Annotated in this window: 17 protein-coding genes; 10 read left to right on the forward strand and 7 right to left on the reverse strand. The window is 66.2% G+C overall.

The window, feature by feature from the left end:
• The first annotated feature begins 83 nt into the window (after positions 1-83).
• Genes ACP693_RS08470 through ACP693_RS08480 form a run of 3 tightly spaced genes read left to right on the forward strand, consistent with a single transcriptional unit; the run spans position 84 to position 2,252 of the window.
• Complete coding sequence (locus tag ACP693_RS08470) at positions 84-1,238, forward strand: acyltransferase family protein (protein WP_269220984.1); 1,155 nt, start codon at positions 84-86, stop codon at positions 1,236-1,238.
• Positions 1,235-1,711, forward strand: a complete 477-nt coding sequence (locus tag ACP693_RS08475) for a DUF411 domain-containing protein (RefSeq protein ID WP_228184642.1) — start codon at positions 1,235-1,237, stop codon at positions 1,709-1,711. Before ACP693_RS08470 ends, ACP693_RS08475 begins: the two co-directional genes overlap by 4 nt.
• A 49-nt stretch (positions 1,712-1,760) precedes the next feature.
• Positions 1,761-2,252: a YybH family protein gene (locus ACP693_RS08480; RefSeq protein WP_278069299.1), complete on the forward strand. Its 492-nt coding sequence runs from the start codon at positions 1,761-1,763 to the stop codon at positions 2,250-2,252.
• Between the two features lie 98 nt (positions 2,253-2,350).
• On the opposite strand, the gene ACP693_RS08485 is transcribed toward ACP693_RS08480, so the two are convergent.
• The 6 genes from ACP693_RS08485 to ACP693_RS08510 all read right to left on the reverse strand — a co-directional run bounded on the left by ACP693_RS08485 (position 2,351) and on the right by ACP693_RS08510 (position 7,336).
• Positions 2,351-2,497, reverse strand: coding sequence for a hypothetical protein (locus ACP693_RS08485; RefSeq protein ID WP_228184644.1), 147 nt, complete (start codon positions 2,495-2,497; stop codon positions 2,351-2,353).
• Between the two features lie 48 nt (positions 2,498-2,545).
• Positions 2,546-2,878, reverse strand: coding sequence for a hypothetical protein (locus ACP693_RS08490; RefSeq protein ID WP_269220985.1), 333 nt, complete (start codon positions 2,876-2,878; stop codon positions 2,546-2,548).
• Positions 2,879-2,940: 62 nt separating this feature from the next.
• Positions 2,941-3,855, reverse strand: coding sequence for a copper homeostasis membrane protein CopD (copD, locus tag ACP693_RS08495; RefSeq protein WP_228184646.1), 915 nt, complete (start codon positions 3,853-3,855; stop codon positions 2,941-2,943).
• 4 nt (positions 3,856-3,859) lie between these two features.
• Positions 3,860-4,222, reverse strand: coding sequence for a copper homeostasis periplasmic binding protein CopC (gene copC, locus ACP693_RS08500; RefSeq protein ID WP_228184647.1), 363 nt, complete (start codon positions 4,220-4,222; stop codon positions 3,860-3,862).
• A 117-nt stretch (positions 4,223-4,339) separates the two neighbouring features.
• Complete coding sequence (locus tag ACP693_RS08505; RefSeq protein WP_228184648.1) at positions 4,340-4,930, reverse strand: DUF305 domain-containing protein; 591 nt, start codon at positions 4,928-4,930, stop codon at positions 4,340-4,342.
• A 51-nt stretch (positions 4,931-4,981) separates the two neighbouring features.
• Positions 4,982-7,336, reverse strand: coding sequence for a heavy metal translocating P-type ATPase (locus tag ACP693_RS08510; protein WP_278069297.1), 2,355 nt, complete (start codon positions 7,334-7,336; stop codon positions 4,982-4,984).
• A gap of 102 nt (positions 7,337-7,438) precedes the next feature.
• On the opposite strand from ACP693_RS08510, the gene ACP693_RS08515 reads away from it, so the two are divergent.
• The 7 genes from ACP693_RS08515 to arsH all read left to right on the forward strand — a co-directional run bounded on the left by ACP693_RS08515 (position 7,439) and on the right by arsH (position 11,443).
• Positions 7,439-7,714 (forward strand): metal-sensitive transcriptional regulator, encoded by a 276-nt coding sequence (locus tag ACP693_RS08515; RefSeq protein ID WP_040349360.1) that lies wholly within the window; start codon positions 7,439-7,441, stop codon positions 7,712-7,714.
• 58 nt (positions 7,715-7,772) lie between these two features.
• Positions 7,773-8,180, forward strand: a complete 408-nt coding sequence (locus ACP693_RS08520; RefSeq protein ID WP_278069296.1) for a DUF305 domain-containing protein — start codon at positions 7,773-7,775, stop codon at positions 8,178-8,180.
• Between the two features lie 243 nt (positions 8,181-8,423).
• Positions 8,424-8,759, forward strand: a complete 336-nt coding sequence (locus ACP693_RS08525) for an ArsR/SmtB family transcription factor (protein ID WP_135196041.1) — start codon at positions 8,424-8,426, stop codon at positions 8,757-8,759.
• A 7-nt stretch (positions 8,760-8,766) separates the two neighbouring features.
• Positions 8,767-9,192, forward strand: a complete 426-nt coding sequence (gene arsC, locus ACP693_RS08530; protein ID WP_135196040.1) for an arsenate reductase (glutaredoxin) — start codon at positions 8,767-8,769, stop codon at positions 9,190-9,192.
• Positions 9,189-10,274, forward strand: a complete 1,086-nt coding sequence (gene arsB / locus ACP693_RS08535; protein WP_166604665.1) for an ACR3 family arsenite efflux transporter — start codon at positions 9,189-9,191, stop codon at positions 10,272-10,274. The genes arsC and arsB overlap by 4 nt, the downstream gene beginning before the upstream one ends.
• Positions 10,274-10,690, forward strand: a complete 417-nt coding sequence (locus ACP693_RS08540; RefSeq protein ID WP_135196038.1) for a GNAT family N-acetyltransferase — start codon at positions 10,274-10,276, stop codon at positions 10,688-10,690. Before arsB ends, ACP693_RS08540 begins: the two co-directional genes overlap by 1 nt.
• Positions 10,691-11,443, forward strand: coding sequence for an arsenical resistance protein ArsH (gene arsH, locus ACP693_RS08545; protein ID WP_278069293.1), 753 nt, complete (start codon positions 10,691-10,693; stop codon positions 11,441-11,443).
• A gap of 584 nt (positions 11,444-12,027) precedes the next feature.
• Here arsH and ACP693_RS08550 read toward each other — a convergent pair.
• A complete protein-coding gene (locus tag ACP693_RS08550; protein ID WP_426017571.1) occupies positions 12,028-14,274 on the reverse strand; it encodes a glycoside hydrolase family 88 protein in 2,247 nt (748 codons plus the stop codon).
• Between the last annotated feature and the right edge of the window lie 97 nt (positions 14,275-14,371).

Below are 14,371 nucleotides of genomic sequence, written 5' to 3' on the forward strand. Positions count from 1 at the left end.
GGTCCCCTCACGAGGGGACGAGCCGTCGCCCGCGTAGATACCAGAGAACGACCGGGACGCGCCCTGTCGTCCGGGGAAAAGACGTGAGCGACAGAGCAGGGCCCACGCGGGTTCCATTCCCCGACGTGCTCGATCCGCTCACGGGCGTGAGGTTCTTTCTCGCCCTCGGCGTCGTGCTGTTCCACTTCCAGCTCTACTGGACGCTCCCGGCGGAGAGCGCGGGCTTGTTGAACCGCGCGCGCCTGGGCGTGGATGTCTTCTTCATCCTGTCGGGCTTCATCCTGACCCACGTCTACCTGCAGGGAGACCGGGCCCCGAACTACGGTCGATTCCTGGCGGCGCGCCTGGCCCGGATCTATCCGGCTCACCTGTTCATCCTCCTGGCCATGCTTGGGCTGGTGCTGATCGCGCCGGTGTTCGGCGTCGGGCTGGAGCCTGGCCGGTTTAATCCCGTCGACTTCGCGGGCACCCTTCTGCTCGTACAGGCGTGGTTCCCGCGCGAGAGCATGGCGCTCTGGAACGGACCGGCCTGGTCGCTGTCGGCGGAGTGGTTCGCCTATCTGGCCTTCCCCGCCTATGCCGCCCTCGCGCTCCGGCTGCGGGCCAGGCCGTGGGTCCTGATTGCACTCGCCATGCTGTTTTTCGTCGCTTTGGACGCCTTCTACCGCGCCTGGTTCGGCCGGATGCTGCCTCGCGCCGAGGACAGCCTCGGGATCCTGCGCATCATTCCCGAATTCCTCTACGGCATTGGCCTCTACTATCTCGGTCAGCGCTGGACGCCTTCGCCGCGAATGTCCCTCATGGGCGCCCTGGTCGCCACGACCCTGCTGCTGACGCTCATGCAGATCGGCGCCGACGACCGGGTCATCGTGGCGGCGGCCGGTTCCTTCATCCTGTCGCTCGCCCTGTTGGCCAAGGCTCCGGTCCGGACCTTCCTGTCTCACCCCGTCCTTCTGTTCGCCGGCGAAGCGTCGTTCGCCCTCTATCTCGTCCACATCCCCATCCTGATGGTGTGGCGCAATGCGGCGCAGGCGTTCTCCGGCTGGGGCGCCGACTATCGAATGGGCCTGGTCGAACTGGCCGCCATGCTTGTGTTGACGCTCGCCGCCGCGGCCGCCATCCATGTCTTCGTCGAGCAGCCTGGCCGACGGTGGTTGCGGGCGCGGCTGGCGCCGCAGCGCGCCGACCCTGTCGAGGCGCAGCGATCCGTCCACAGCGATCAGGGAGAACCCTTTTGAAACCCGCCAATCTGAACCGTCGTCTACTCATGGGCGCGGCCGTCTTCATCGGCATGGGCGGGTCCGCCTGCGCCCAGACCCGTCCGTCCAGAAACCTCACGGTCTTCAAGACGCCCACCTGCGCCTGCTGCGACGCCTGGATCGCGCACATGCGCCAGGCGGGCTTCACCACCACCATCACCGTCCTTCCCAGCCTTCAATCGGTCCGGAGCAGCCGCGGCATGCCGGACGCGCTCGCCTCCTGTCATACCGGTCTGATCGAGGGTTATCTGGTCGAGGGTCATGTGCCGGCCCCGGACGTCATTCGACTGCTGACCGAGAGACCGGCAGCGGTGGGCGTCGCGGTCCCGGGCATGCCGCTCGGTTCGCCCGGCATGGAGACGCCGCAGGGGCACAAGGAGCCCTACGACACCCTGCTGGTGCTTCGCTCGGGCGCGACCCGCGTGTTCGCCCGCCACAACCCGCCGGCCTGACGCAGATCGCGCTCAGCCCGTTCAGATCACCCACAGTCCGGAGTTCGCCATGTCCCGCACCTCTCTCGCCCTCGTCCTGTCGCTCGCCGTGCTTTCGGCAACCCCCGTCTTCGCCCAGGACCACGCCCACGGGCATGCCCAGGCCGCCGGCTCGGTCGCCGCGGAAGCTGCGGACGCGGCGAAGGCCGTCGACGCCTTTCACGTCGCCCTGAAGGCCGGCGACACGGCCGGCGCCTTGGCCCTGATGGCGCCGGATGTGATGATCTTCGAGGAGGGTGGCGCGGAGCGATCACGCGACGAGTATGCGTCCCATCACCTGGGCTCGGACGCCGCCTTCGCCGCCGCCTCTGAAGCGACGGTGACGCGCAGATCGGGATGGGCCGACGGGGACATTGCCTGGATCGCCAGCGAAGGCCGCACCACGGGCCAATTCAACGGCCGCGCCGTAGACCGCCTGACGACGGAAACGATGGTGCTCAAACGCCATGCCGACGGCTGGCGCATCCACCACATTCACTGGTCGTCGCGCGCGCCCGGCTGACGCTCAGGCCCGCGGCAGCGGGTCGCCTGCCCTGCGACGTCGGTGAGGAACATCGAGAAGACGCCCGCCGTCGCGGGCGGGCGTCCCCGATCATAAGATCAGCAGCAGGCGCAGGCTTCCGCGCAGGCTGCGATAGCGTCGCAGCAAGCGCATACGGCCTGCGCCACGGCGTCCGGCGCGGCCGCGAAGGCGGCTGAACCGGAAGCCAGCAGCACCAGGGCTGCGATGGTGAGCGTGCGTTTCATGGTTTTGATCTCTGTTTGATTGAATGAGTTCGGTCTTCTTCAACAGGATCAGCGTCGCGGGGGCGGGTCGTCCGCCTCCGCGGTGAAATCGGCATGCCGCGTATCAAGGGATGGATAGCGGACGGATGCATAGACCCGTGCAGGGGTGGGTTCGCCGCTCTGGGGGACGAGGCCCTGGCAGATGGCCAGGCACGCCTTATGGCACGAGATCCTGACGGTCTTCGGCTCGCACGGGGCGCCGTCGCCGCTCATCGACATGGACGCCATATCCTGATCGACCGGAGCTTCGCAGGCGATCGAAGCGGTGGACACGAACAGCACGGCAAATGCCGCGAGCAGCGCGGTCGTCAGTCGGACGAGGTCATGACGCAGGAACGGCATTGTCTGATCATACTTCAACGGTCGGCGGAACGACGAGCTCATTTTGATCATCGCAATCGAGCCTACAGAGACGCCGCGGGCGGCAGGGTTCCCATGACCGCCACGACGCCGATCAGGGCGAGTCCCAGACCCGTTTCGACCAACAGGCTGCGCCGGAGCGCGCTTATGGCGGCGACGGAGAGTTGGCCCGTCTCCAGCGCAGAGCCCAGTGTCGGCGTCAGCCGGAACCGGTTGCTCGCCGCCAGCGCAAGCATCAAGCTGAAGAGGACGAGCTTGGCGACCAGCAGCTGGCCGTAGAGGTTGCCCGCGATCGACGCCACGCGCTCGGGACCGATCAGGAACCAGCTGTTCACGAGACCGGTCAGCACCAGCACCAGGACCGCGAGCGTTCCAAGGCCGGCGAAGCCATGCAGGGCGCGATGGATTGCAAGGTCGTCCGGACCGGCTCGGCGCAGAAGCAGGGCCGTCAACGCCGCCAGGGCGCCCAGCCACAAGGCCGCTGCCACCGCGTGAATGATGTTGGCGACAAGATGGATGGGCCCGCCAGGGCCCTCGGTGGCCGCGCCGTGACCCGTCCACGCGAAGCTGGCGGCCACGATCAGACCCAAGGCGGTCGTCACGCTCCAGAGCGCGCGACCGGGTTTCAGGGCCACCAAGGCGACAAGCCCAAGCAAGGCGGCGGCGGCCCGCACGACCATCGCCATGCCCAGGGCCGTGCCGGTGACCATGAAGGACAGGGACGCGGGTTTGACGGCTTCGCCCAGCGACCCCGCCATGACGGCCGTCTGGGCCACCAGGGCGGCGAGCGAGCCGAGCGCGACGATGATCGCGGCGAGGCGCAATGTCGGTCGCGACCATTCCAGGTTCGGCGCGTCGGCGTCTTTGAAGCTGTAGAGAAGGAACAGCGGCGCGCCGAGAAGGACGACGCCGCCGCCGTATTGAAGCCAGCGAAGCGCGATGACCGCGACTTCCAGCACGGCGTCAGCGCACCGTGAAGGTGTAGGATCCCGTCATGCGGTGGCCGTCGCTCGACGCGATACGCCAGTCGACACGGTAGGCGCCGGCGGCCAGCGGGCGAGCCAGCGCGCCCGTGAGGGTCCTGCCGTCCTCGGCGGCCGAGGTGCGGATCGCGATCTTCTCCCCCGCCGCATTGACGACGTCGAAGCCGGAAAAGGCGGGAACGCTGCGTTCGCTGAAGGTCAGGGTCAGCGTCCGGGTGGCGGCCACGGTGGAGTCGGGTGCCGGGGTGGCGCTGACCAGGCGAGCGTGGGCCGCCGCCGGTCCGGCGGCGAAGGCCACGACCGCCGCGACGGCGATGAAGGGCGCAGGGTTGAAGTAACGCATACTCAGTCTCCAGACGTTCGGCCGGTCCCGGCCTTCTGCTTCTCTACGCGCCACACGACCGCGTCCCTCATGAAGAGGAAGCGGGCGGCGGCTGAGTCCTACCCCCGCACGCCGGGGTCAGCGGCGACGCTTCTCGAGGAGCGCCTGCATCTGGGCGATCTCCTCCTGTTGACCACGCACGATGCCGTTGCACAGGGCGATGATCTCCGGATCGGTCAGGGAGGCTTGCTCGCACATCAACACGGCCCCGGAATGGTGCGGGATCATCGATCGAAGGAATTCGTCGTCGCCAACGAACGCCTGGGTGCGCATGCCGATGAAGCTGCCGAGGAAGATCACGGCCGCGACCGCGCCGATGGCCAGGTTCGTTTTGCGCGACGGGTACATGGACCGCATGAAGACGAGCATCAGTACCGCCATCGGCGCGACCATCATCAGGGTCATGTAGACGTTGTTCAGGTTGAGATAGAAGTGACCGAGCGTGGCGATCATCGTGTACATGACCAGGTACATGATGACGAAATCGAGCGCCAACTCGAGGTACAGGCTCCGATAAGGGCCGAGTCCACGAGCGTTGCCTTGCCCGCCGTGGTCCATCTGTTGATGAGACATCGTCCGTATCCTCTTCAGAAATTTCAGTTCGTCTTCGCCTGCCGCTGCGAAAGCCTGGAGACTGCGGTCAGCGTCTGAATCAATCCGGCCCGTCACAGCCGGTTCCTCCCTTGGGTGGGTGGGCGGACTGTTGATTGCCTATCCTGGCTAAAGCCTCACCGCGCGCAGTCTCAGCGCATTGCCGATGACGCTGACCGAGGAGAGCGCCATTGCGAGCGCCGCAAGGGCAGGCGAGAGAAGCCAGCCGAAGACGGGATAAAGCAGGCCAGCCGCCACGGGGATGCCAAGGGCGTTGTAGCCGAAGGCGAAAACGAGGTTTTGGCGGATGTTGCCCATCACCGCGCGGGACAGACGCCGTGCGCGCACGATGCCTTGCAGATCTCCGCCCAGCAGGGTGACGCCGGCGCTTTCGATGGCGACGTCCGAACCCGCCCCCATGGCGACGCCGACATCGGCTGCGGCGAGGGCAGGGGCATCGTTGACGCCATCCCCCGCCATGGCGACGATCCGACCCTGCGAACGAAGCTGTTGAACCACAGACGCCTTGTCCTGCGGCAAAACCTCCGCCTGGACTTCGTCGATGCCGAGGCGCCGCGCGACCGCTTCGGCCGTCGTCCGGTTGTCCCCGGTCATCATCACCAGCCGCAGACCGGCCGCTTTCAGCGCGAGGATCGCAGCCGGCGTGGTGGCCTTGATGGGATCGGCGATGCCGATGACCCCGGCCGCCTTTCCGTCGATCGCCACGAATATGGCGGTGGCGCCGTCGTGGCGAAGGGCCTCCGCCTTCGGCTCCAGCGCGGAGACGTCGATCGAAAGCTCGCCGAGAAAACGGGTGTTGCCCAGGGCGACCTGGCGGCCCTCAATCGTCCCGCGAACGCCGCGACCGACCGGGCTGTCGAAGTCCGCGGCCTCGGTAAGGGGGATGTCCCGGTCCTTGGCTGCCCGGACGATTGCGTCGGCCAACGGATGTTCGCTGCCCCGCTCGAGGCTGGCCGAAAGACGCAGGATGTCCGCTTCCACGAAGCCGAGGGCGGGCAGGATCGCCGTCACCGACGGACGGCCCTCCGTCAGGGTGCCGGTCTTGTCCAGAACGAGAGTGTCGACCTTCTCGAAGCGTTCGAGCGCCTCGGCGTTCTTGATCAGGACGCCGGCGTGGGCGCCACGTCCCACCCCGACCATGATCGAGATCGGCGTCGCCAGACCCAACGCACAGGGACAGGCGATGATGAGCACCGAAACGGCGGCGACCAGGGCGTAGGACAAACGGGGCTCGGGACCGACCAGGCCCCAGACGACGGCGGCGAGCAGGGCGATCGCGATCACGGTGGGAACGAACCATCCGGAGACCGTATCGGCCAGCCGCTGGATCGGGGCGCGACTGCGCTGGGCCTGGGCCACCATCTGGACGATCTGCGCCAGCAGGGTGTCGGCGCCCACCTTGTCGGCGCGCATGATGAAGGATCCGGTCTTGTTGAGCGCGCCGGCCACGACGCGGTCGCCGACATCCTTGGTCACCGGCATGGACTCGCCGGTCACCATGGATTCGTCGACAGCGACCCGACCCTCCAGGAGTTCGCCATCGACCGGGATCTTCTCTCCGGGCCTTACCCGCAGGCGGTCGCTGACGGCGATCTGGTCAAGCGAGACATCTTCATCGACGCCGTCCGCCCGGATTCGGCGCGCGGTCTTGGGCGTGAGGTCCAGCAGGGCGCGGATCGCGCCCGACGTCTGTTCGCGGGCGCGCAGTTCCAGAATCTGCCCGACGAGGACCAGCACGGTGATGACCGCCGCCGCCTCGAAATACACCGGCGCACTGCCGTCGGCCTTCAGGAAGGCGGGCGGGAACAGGGTTGGCGCGACGACGGCCACGACGCTGTAAAGCCATGCCACGCCGACCCCCATGGCGATCAGGGTGAACATATTCAGCCGCCGGGTGCGCAGCGATGTCCAGCCGCGCTCGAAGAAGGGCCAGCCGCACCAGAGAACCACGGGGGTCGCCAAAGCGAACTGGATCCAGTTCGACATCTGGCCCGGGATGAACATGTGGAGATTGGCCAGGTGTCCGCCCATTTCCAGGGCGAAGACCGGCAGGGTCAGGACCAGACCGACCCAGAAGCGTCTGGTGAAGTCGATCAGCTCGTGGTTGGGCGGGGCCTCCGCCGTGACCGTCTCCGGCTCAAGCGCCATGCCGCAGATCGGGCAGGAGCCTGGGCCTTCCTGCCGGATCTCGGGGTGCATCGGGCAGGTGTAGATGGCGCCGGGAACGGCCGGCTCGGCCTCCACGGGAGGGTTCAGGTAACGCATCGGATCGCCGATGAATTTGGTCCGGCACCCCGCCGAGCAGAAGAAATAGTCCTGACCGTCATGACTGGCTCGGTGAGCGGTGGCCGTCGGATCGACCGACATGCCGCAGACGGGATCCTTGACCGTTGCCGCGCCATCCGAGGCCTTCGCCCCGCAGCAGGCGTGACCCGAGGCGTGATTGTGAGGATGCGTGGACATGTCGCTCTCTCCGGCTGACCGAAGAGCTAACATATACCCATGGGGGGTATATCGCAAGATACCCGTCTGGGGTATATGGGGGTGCTCAGGAGGACAGGCCGCATGCAAACCGACACGAAACCCAAAGTCCTCAACAGGCTCAGCCGGATCGAAGGCCAGGTGCGGGGAATCTCCCGCATGGTTGAAGATGACCGGTATTGCGTCGACTTGCTGACCCAACTTCAGGCCGTTCGAGCCGCGCTCCATCGCGTGGAGACCGAAGTGCTACGGGATCACCTCGACCACTGCGTCATGGGCGCTATGACCGGCGACGATCCCGAGGATCGCAAGGCAAAGGCCGGCGAGCTGATCGAGCTCTTGGCGCGGGCCGGACGGTAGAGTTGGCGGAACGAATGGGCCCTCCTGGTCGCTAACGTCGGGATCCCAAGGAGCCGTCATGAAACGCATCAGCCTCGTCCTCGCCGCCTGCGCCTTGGCTACGGCCTGTTCCCCGCAAGCCGAAGAGCCCGCCGTAGCCGCGCCTGAGGCCCCCGCAGCGGCGGAGGGCGGCATGGCTGCGCCTGCGCCCGGCGACTCCGTCGCCACCCAAGGCTACAAGGCCTCGATGAACACGATGATGGAGGCGATGCCCGCCTTCACCGGGGACGCGGACATCGACTTCATGAAGCAGATGCGAGGTCACCACGTCGCCGCCGTCTCGATGGCCCGTGTGGAGCTCGCGCAAGGCAAGGACGCCCAAGCGCGGAACCTGGCCCAGGAGGTGATCACGGCGCAGGAGCGCGAAATCACCCTGATCGACGCCTGGCTCGCCCAGAAGGGAGCGTCGGCGGCTCCCGCCGCCTGATCGCGAGATCAGCGCACCGCGTCCGGACCGACAGACGTGCGAAATCGGCCAACTGTCGACCTCGTGGCCAAAGTCCATGGTCTCGACGGAGAGTATAGCCCAGCGACCCTTAAACTCGGCTGTCGCTACTCTGCGATCTTTTAGGCGGCAGTCGTCAAAGATCAGGTCGTCACCGATGCCTGAACTGCCGCACCCGCAGACGAGCGGGCTTGAACATTTCCATATTTCGACTAATTTGGAAATATGGAAACCGAAGTTTCGATTCTCGCTCTCGCCGCCTTGGCGCAATCGACGCGGCTGGAGGCGTTTCGCCTCCTCGTGCGTCACGAACCCGATGGTCTGCCGGCCGGTGACATCTCCAACCATCTGGTGATCCCGGCCAACACCCTGTCGTCCCATCTCGGCGTCCTGACGCGCGCGGGGTTGATCAGGTCGGAGCGGCGCAGCCGGTCGATCATCTACCGGGCCGACCTGGATCGGCTTCGCGACCTGGTCCTCTTCCTGCTCAAGGACTGCTGCGGGGGCAGGGCGGACCTGTGCGAACCCCTGCTGGCTGAACTCGCGCCCTGTTGCCCCTAAGGATCCCGTGGACATCGTCATCTATCACAACCCCGCCTGCGGGACGTCGCGCAACGCGCTCGAGCTGATCCGCCACGTCGGCATCGAGCCGCATGTCGTGCAGTATCTGAAGACCCCGCCGTCGCGGACCATGGTCGCTTGGCTGGCCGAACGGGCCGGCAAGCCGCTGCGCAATCTGTTGCGCGAGAAGGGCACGCCCTTCGCCGAACTGGGCCTAGGGGACCCGGGCCTGACGGACGATCAGTTGCTCGATGCGATCGAGGCCCATCCGATCCTGCTCAATCGCCCGATCGTCGTCAGTCCGCTCGGCGTCGGCCTGTGCCGACCGTCCGAGGCCGTTCTGGACCTCCTGCCCGCCGATGATCTCAAGCCCTTCACCAAGGAGGACGGCGAGGTCGTCATCGACGCCGCCGGCCAGCGGGTGAAGCGATGATCGACACCCGCGTGGAGGACGCTGCGCCGCGTCGCCTGTCCTTCCTCGACCGCTGGCTGACGCTGTGGATCTTCGTGGCCATGGGCCTGGGCGTGGCTATGGGGACGCTGGCGCCGGGCCTGCCGACCTGGGTCGACAGCCTCTCAATCGGCACGACCAATATCCCGATCGCCATCGGTCTGATCCTGATGATGTACCCGCCGCTGGCCAAGGTCCGGTACGAGGAACTGCCGCGCGTCTTCGCCGACAAGCGGGTCCTGGCCCTGTCCTTGTTCCAGAACTGGGTGCTGGGCCCGGTGCTGATGTTCGCCCTGGCGGTGATCTTCCTGCGTGATCAGCCGGAATACATGACCGGCGTCATCCTGATCGGGCTGGCGCGCTGTATCGCCATGGTCCTGGTCTGGAACCAGCTGGCGCGGGGCGACAACCAGTATGTCGCCGGCCTCGTAGCCTTCAACTCGATCTTTCAGATCCTGTTCTTCAGCCTTTATGCCTGGATCTTCCTCACCGTCCTGCCGCCACTGTTCGGCCTGCAGGGCAGCGTGGTGGACGTCAGCGTCTGGACCATCGCCGGCGCGGTGCTCGTCTACCTTGGCCTACCGTTCCTAGCCGGCTTCCTGACCCGACGCAGCCTGATCGCTCGCCGCGGCGCCGACTGGTACGAGCGGCGCTTCCTGCCGCGCATCGGGCCGATCACCCTGATCGCTCTGCTGTTCACCATCGTGGTCATGTTCAGCCTCAAGGGCGGGGAGGTGGTGGCTTTGCCGCTGGACGCCCTGCGCATCGCCATTCCCCTGACGATCTACTTCCTCGTCATGTTCGTGGTGAGCTTCCTCATGGGCAAGCTGATCGAAGCCGACTATCCGCGCACCACCGCCCTGGCCTTCACCGCGGCCTCGAACAATTTCGAACTGGCCATAGCGGTGGCCATCGCGGCCTTCGGCCTGACCTCGCCGGTCGCCTTCGCGGCCGTCATCGGCCCCCTTGTCGAGGTGCCGGTGTTGATCCTGCTCGTGTCGGTCGCGCTCTGGATGGGCCGACGCTGGTTCCCGGACACGGCCCCGCCGAAGGACGCCGGCTGATGGTCAGTCTGCATTTGGTCGACTCGACCGATGTCGATCTGATCGCGGCCCTGCGTGGCGAGAACCTGCCTGAGCCGGGCGCCGGGCGATACTTCAGCGCCGACCACTACGGCGCGGTCATCGGCTACGTCGGGCTGGAAGGGGAGCGGCGCGACCTGCTGCTGCGCTCCCTGGTCGTACTTGCCGACCAGAAGGCCCGCGGCCTGGGAAGTCGGGTGCTGGCCGCCGCCGAGACCACCGCCGGCGACCTGGGCGCTGCACGTCTGCACCTGCTCACCACGACGGCCGAGCGCTTCTTCACCGGGCGCGGCTTTGTAGCCGCCGATCGTGAGTCCGCGCCGCCCGCGATCCGGCAAACTCGCGAGTTCGCGGACCTCTGCCCGGCGTCTGCCGTCTATTTGACCAAGGACCTTTGAATGACGTTCACCCGTCTGCGTTCGCTGCCGGATCCGGATAACCTGCCGGCCCTGGACGCGGCCTATCTGTCCGCCGAGCCCGCCCGGGGATTGGGCTCGACCGACCCGGCGCCGCGGATCCTTCTCTTGTACGGATCGCTGCGCGAGCGGTCGTATTCGCGGCTCTGCGTCGAGGAAGCGGCCCGCCTACTGCAGCGCATGGGATGCGAGACCCGCATCTTCGACCCCTCCGACCTCCCCCTGCCGGGCGCGCCCGGCGACGACGACCACCCGGCGGTGCGCGAGTTGCGCGAACACGCCTTCTGGTCGGAGGGCATGGTCTGGTGCAGTCCGGAACGGCACGGCCAGGTCTCCGGGCTGATGAAGCTGCAGATCGATCACCTGCCATTGAGCCAGGGCGGCATGCGCCCGACGCAGGGCCGGACCCTCGCCGTCATGCAGGTGTCGGGCGGGTCGCAGAGCTTCAACGCCGTCAACACCCTGCGCCTTCTGGGCCGCTGGATGCGGATGATCACCATCCCCAACCAGTCGAGCGTGGCCAAGGCCTTCCAGGAGTTCGACGGGGCCGGCCGGATGAAGCCCTCGGCCTACTATGAGCGGATCGTCGACGTGATGGAGGAACTGGTGCGCTTCACCATTCTGGTCCGGCCCCACGCCGTCCAGCTCGTCGATCGGTATTCCGAACGAAAGGCGGAGGGCGTTCCGGTCGACGCCGCGTCCGATTTGTCATCCATCGCCATCGCGGCACAATGAGGTGCCGGGATCGGCGCAGTTAAGCTCGGTCATCGAACCCAAGCTCATGTCTGGTTCTCGGAACTTCGCCAATGACCGCTGTTGGCGCTTCGCCGACATGATTGGTCGATTAGGAGCCGCGAGGGCGACATGGATTCTTTCGAGCTGCTACGAATAGATGAGATGGACTCTGCAGCTCAGATTCGATTTAAATTACGCGTCGACTTGGCTGCCATGCCTCGAATGATCTCGAAAGATAGCGTCATCACTAAAATTTTATGACGCAATATTTCTTAGTGTTTTCAATAGCGTTATTGGGCGACGGTAGCCTAGTCGGCATGGGGTCGTCGTGCCAATAAAAAGAGCTTTGTAAACAACACTGTTGTTGTCATTAAGTAATCGAGTGGGAATAGTTTCCACTCTCGCAGCGTTCCGACTATCGATAGTAAATCGATAAAAAGGCGGCGGAAATCCGGAACTGAGCGGCGGACAGCACCCGCCGCTGGTGAGTATTGCCGCTTGCGATAGCGGTTTGATGGAATGAGGTCCTGCGCTCAGGAGGAGGACCGGTTTACGCTGGCCTGCCAGCCCCGAGCGCTCGATCTTCAGGGTTGGAAATCGAAGCGATGGCCCGCGACGAAGGCGTCCCAAGACTGTCGGTCGCGAAAGTCGAGGCCGCCGGACCAGGCCGAGCCCATATAGTAGGTGAAGGGGCGCCCCGGCGTGACCCGCACGAGGATCAGATAGTTGTCGGCGTCCTCGGCGAAGCCTTCGACCGTGTCGGGATCGACCGCCAAGGCGATGCCCAGGCTGCCGTGTTCAGGACTGTCGGGTTCCCAGAACATCAGACGCCCATTTTCGGCGTCGCGGGTGACGAACCCGGCGCCGTTCTCGTTACGTCGTTTGGAGATGCCGATGCCGACAATCAGCGGCGCGTCCGTGTTCGAGGTCAGCGTAGACGTCATGCGTGTGAAGTTGGACCCCAGCGGCAGGCTGAACTCGCGTGTCTCCGACACGGTGCGGACCACATCGACTGGCCAGGGGCGGTAGGCGACGCTGAAGCGCGCCTCGTCACCGCCGGTCTCCTCGATCTCAAAAGTCGAGAAATTGCGGCTGGTCCACAGCTTGTTGTCATACCAGATCCCGAGGCCGCCGGCTCCGCGTCCCCGCCCGACGTCGTAGTAGTCCAGCCCCTCGCCTCGATCGGTGTGATAGTTCGGGAACTTCAGCTGACGGTCCATGAAGGGGTAGCGGACGCGTTTGGCCCAGACGTCGATGCCGGAGCCGGAGGGCGCCTCGCGCGCCTCCAGCGCCGGGCCGTAGATACGGTGGGCGACGCGGTCGTTCTCCCACAGAAGATCGTCCAGCCGGTCGGGAGCAAAACGTGCGACGGCGCGCGGGATCTGCTCTTGCGGCGTCGGCGGGGTCAGTCGCTCGATGGTCGAGGGCCGGCCGAGGGCTGCGGGATCGTAAGACAGGGCGGCGGTGGCGCGCATCTCGGACTCGCGCCGGCTAGTCTCCTCGGGCCCCACGACGGTCACGGGTGCGGGGGGGACGGGGGTCGTGGCGGCGATGACCTCAGGGGAGTCGCGGACGGGTTCGGCCTCAGGAAGCGTTTGAGCCGGCCCGTTCAGGTCGGCGATCTCCAGGCCCACCAGGATGTAGGTTCCGCTGGCGTAAAGACCCACGTCTCCCGGCGCCGTCGCGACCGGCTGGTCCCCCGTCTTCTGGGCGGCGCCGACCAGACCGCTGGGCAGTACGTGGCGGTTCAGCGCGGCCCAGCCTTTCAGCACGTGAGGCAGGTAGATGTCGCGATCCAGAAGGCCGTGGTTGATGCCCCAGGCCAGGGCATAGACATAGAAGACCGAGCCCGAGGTCTCGGCCTGGGGATAGGTTTCGGGCTCAAGGAGGCTGGCGCGCCACAGGCCGTCGTCCTGCTGAAGCCCGGCGATGCGGTCCGCCATCTTGCGAAATATGTCGATGTAGAACGGCCGGTCAGCGAAGTCCGCCGGCATCGATTCCAGCCAGCGCGCCAGGCCGCCCATGACCCAGCCGTTGGCGCGCGACCAATAGATGCGGTCGCCGTCGGCGTCGCGGTGGTTCTCACCCTTGAACCGCTCGTCACGCAGGAACAACTTCTCTTCGGGAACCCAGAGACGCTCCGCCGTGCGTCGCCATTCCTTGTTCGCCGCATTCAGATATTTGGGGTCGCCAGTGATGACCGACATCCGCGCCAGGACGGGCGGAGCCATGTAGAGGGCGTCGGCCCACCACCACACTAGGGCTGGCGTATCCTCTGCGCGGGCCAAGTATGGAACCTGCCAGTCCAGCCGCTGACGCAGCGGCATCAGCACGCCCTCCTGGCCGCGTCGGGCATAGAGTTCCTGATAAAGGTCGCCGATGGCTATGTCGTCGGCGTTCAGAAGGGTCTTGCCCGACCGCGCGCCGCGGAGACTGTAGTTGTAGTGGTCGGCTACGGCGCTGAGGAAACGCAGCGTCTCGGGGTCATCCGAAACCCGCGCCAGGCGCGCCGCGCCGACATAGAAGGTCGCCGCCACCCAGTTCGACGACATCTGCGTCAGGTTGCTCCCGGTCGACAGGGCCAGTGGTTCGTCCGCCATCGCCGCGATCTGCGCGGAGGCGACATATTCCACCGCCGCCATAGTCTCTTGCCGCGACGGCAGGCCGGTCGCCTGGGTGTAGAGCGCGGGACGAGGACGGGGGGTCAACCATGCCGCCTCGACGCCTGGCGCCAAGACGGGGTCCGCCTGCGCCACAACGGAGCCGGGCAGTGCGACGGTCGACATCAGGGCGGCGATCAGGCCTAGGCCGGCACGAGAGGGCAGGGACATGGGCTTTTCCTCCGACGACGCAAGCTGGCGTCGCTCTGTTTTCTTTGCGTCCAAAAGGGGACGGCGCGGCATGGCAACCGGTGTCAATTCAAGTGGG

It is taken from the genome of Brevundimonas sp. TWP1-3 (assembly GCF_049896085.1).
Taxonomy (GTDB): domain Bacteria; phylum Pseudomonadota; class Alphaproteobacteria; order Caulobacterales; family Caulobacteraceae; genus Brevundimonas.

What these genes read in the sequence shown, in the direction of transcription:
- ACP693_RS08540 (WP_135196038.1), top strand. Translation starts at nt 10,274, where the DNA reads ATGGTCAGTCTGCATTTGGTCGACTCGACCGATGTCGATCTGATCGCG.
- ACP693_RS08550 (WP_426017571.1), bottom strand. Translation starts at nt 14,274, where the DNA reads ATGTCCCTGCCCTCTCGTGCCGGCCTAGGCCTGATCGCCGCCCTGATG.
- ACP693_RS08490 (WP_269220985.1), bottom strand. Translation starts at nt 2,878, where the DNA reads ATGCCGTTCCTGCGTCATGACCTCGTCCGACTGACGACCGCGCTGCTC.
- ACP693_RS08515 (WP_040349360.1), top strand. Translation starts at nt 7,439, where the DNA reads ATGCAAACCGACACGAAACCCAAAGTCCTCAACAGGCTCAGCCGGATC.
- ACP693_RS08510 (WP_278069297.1), bottom strand. Translation starts at nt 7,336, where the DNA reads ATGTCCACGCATCCTCACAATCACGCCTCGGGTCACGCCTGCTGCGGG.
- arsB (WP_166604665.1), top strand. Translation starts at nt 9,189, where the DNA reads ATGATCGACACCCGCGTGGAGGACGCTGCGCCGCGTCGCCTGTCCTTC.
- ACP693_RS08480 (WP_278069299.1), top strand. Translation starts at nt 1,761, where the DNA reads ATGTCCCGCACCTCTCTCGCCCTCGTCCTGTCGCTCGCCGTGCTTTCG.
- arsH (WP_278069293.1), top strand. Translation starts at nt 10,691, where the DNA reads ATGACGTTCACCCGTCTGCGTTCGCTGCCGGATCCGGATAACCTGCCG.
- ACP693_RS08520 (WP_278069296.1), top strand. Translation starts at nt 7,773, where the DNA reads ATGAAACGCATCAGCCTCGTCCTCGCCGCCTGCGCCTTGGCTACGGCC.
- ACP693_RS08525 (WP_135196041.1), top strand. Translation starts at nt 8,424, where the DNA reads ATGGAAACCGAAGTTTCGATTCTCGCTCTCGCCGCCTTGGCGCAATCG.
- ACP693_RS08485 (WP_228184644.1), bottom strand. Translation starts at nt 2,497, where the DNA reads ATGAAACGCACGCTCACCATCGCAGCCCTGGTGCTGCTGGCTTCCGGT.
- copC (WP_228184647.1), bottom strand. Translation starts at nt 4,222, where the DNA reads ATGCGTTACTTCAACCCTGCGCCCTTCATCGCCGTCGCGGCGGTCGTG.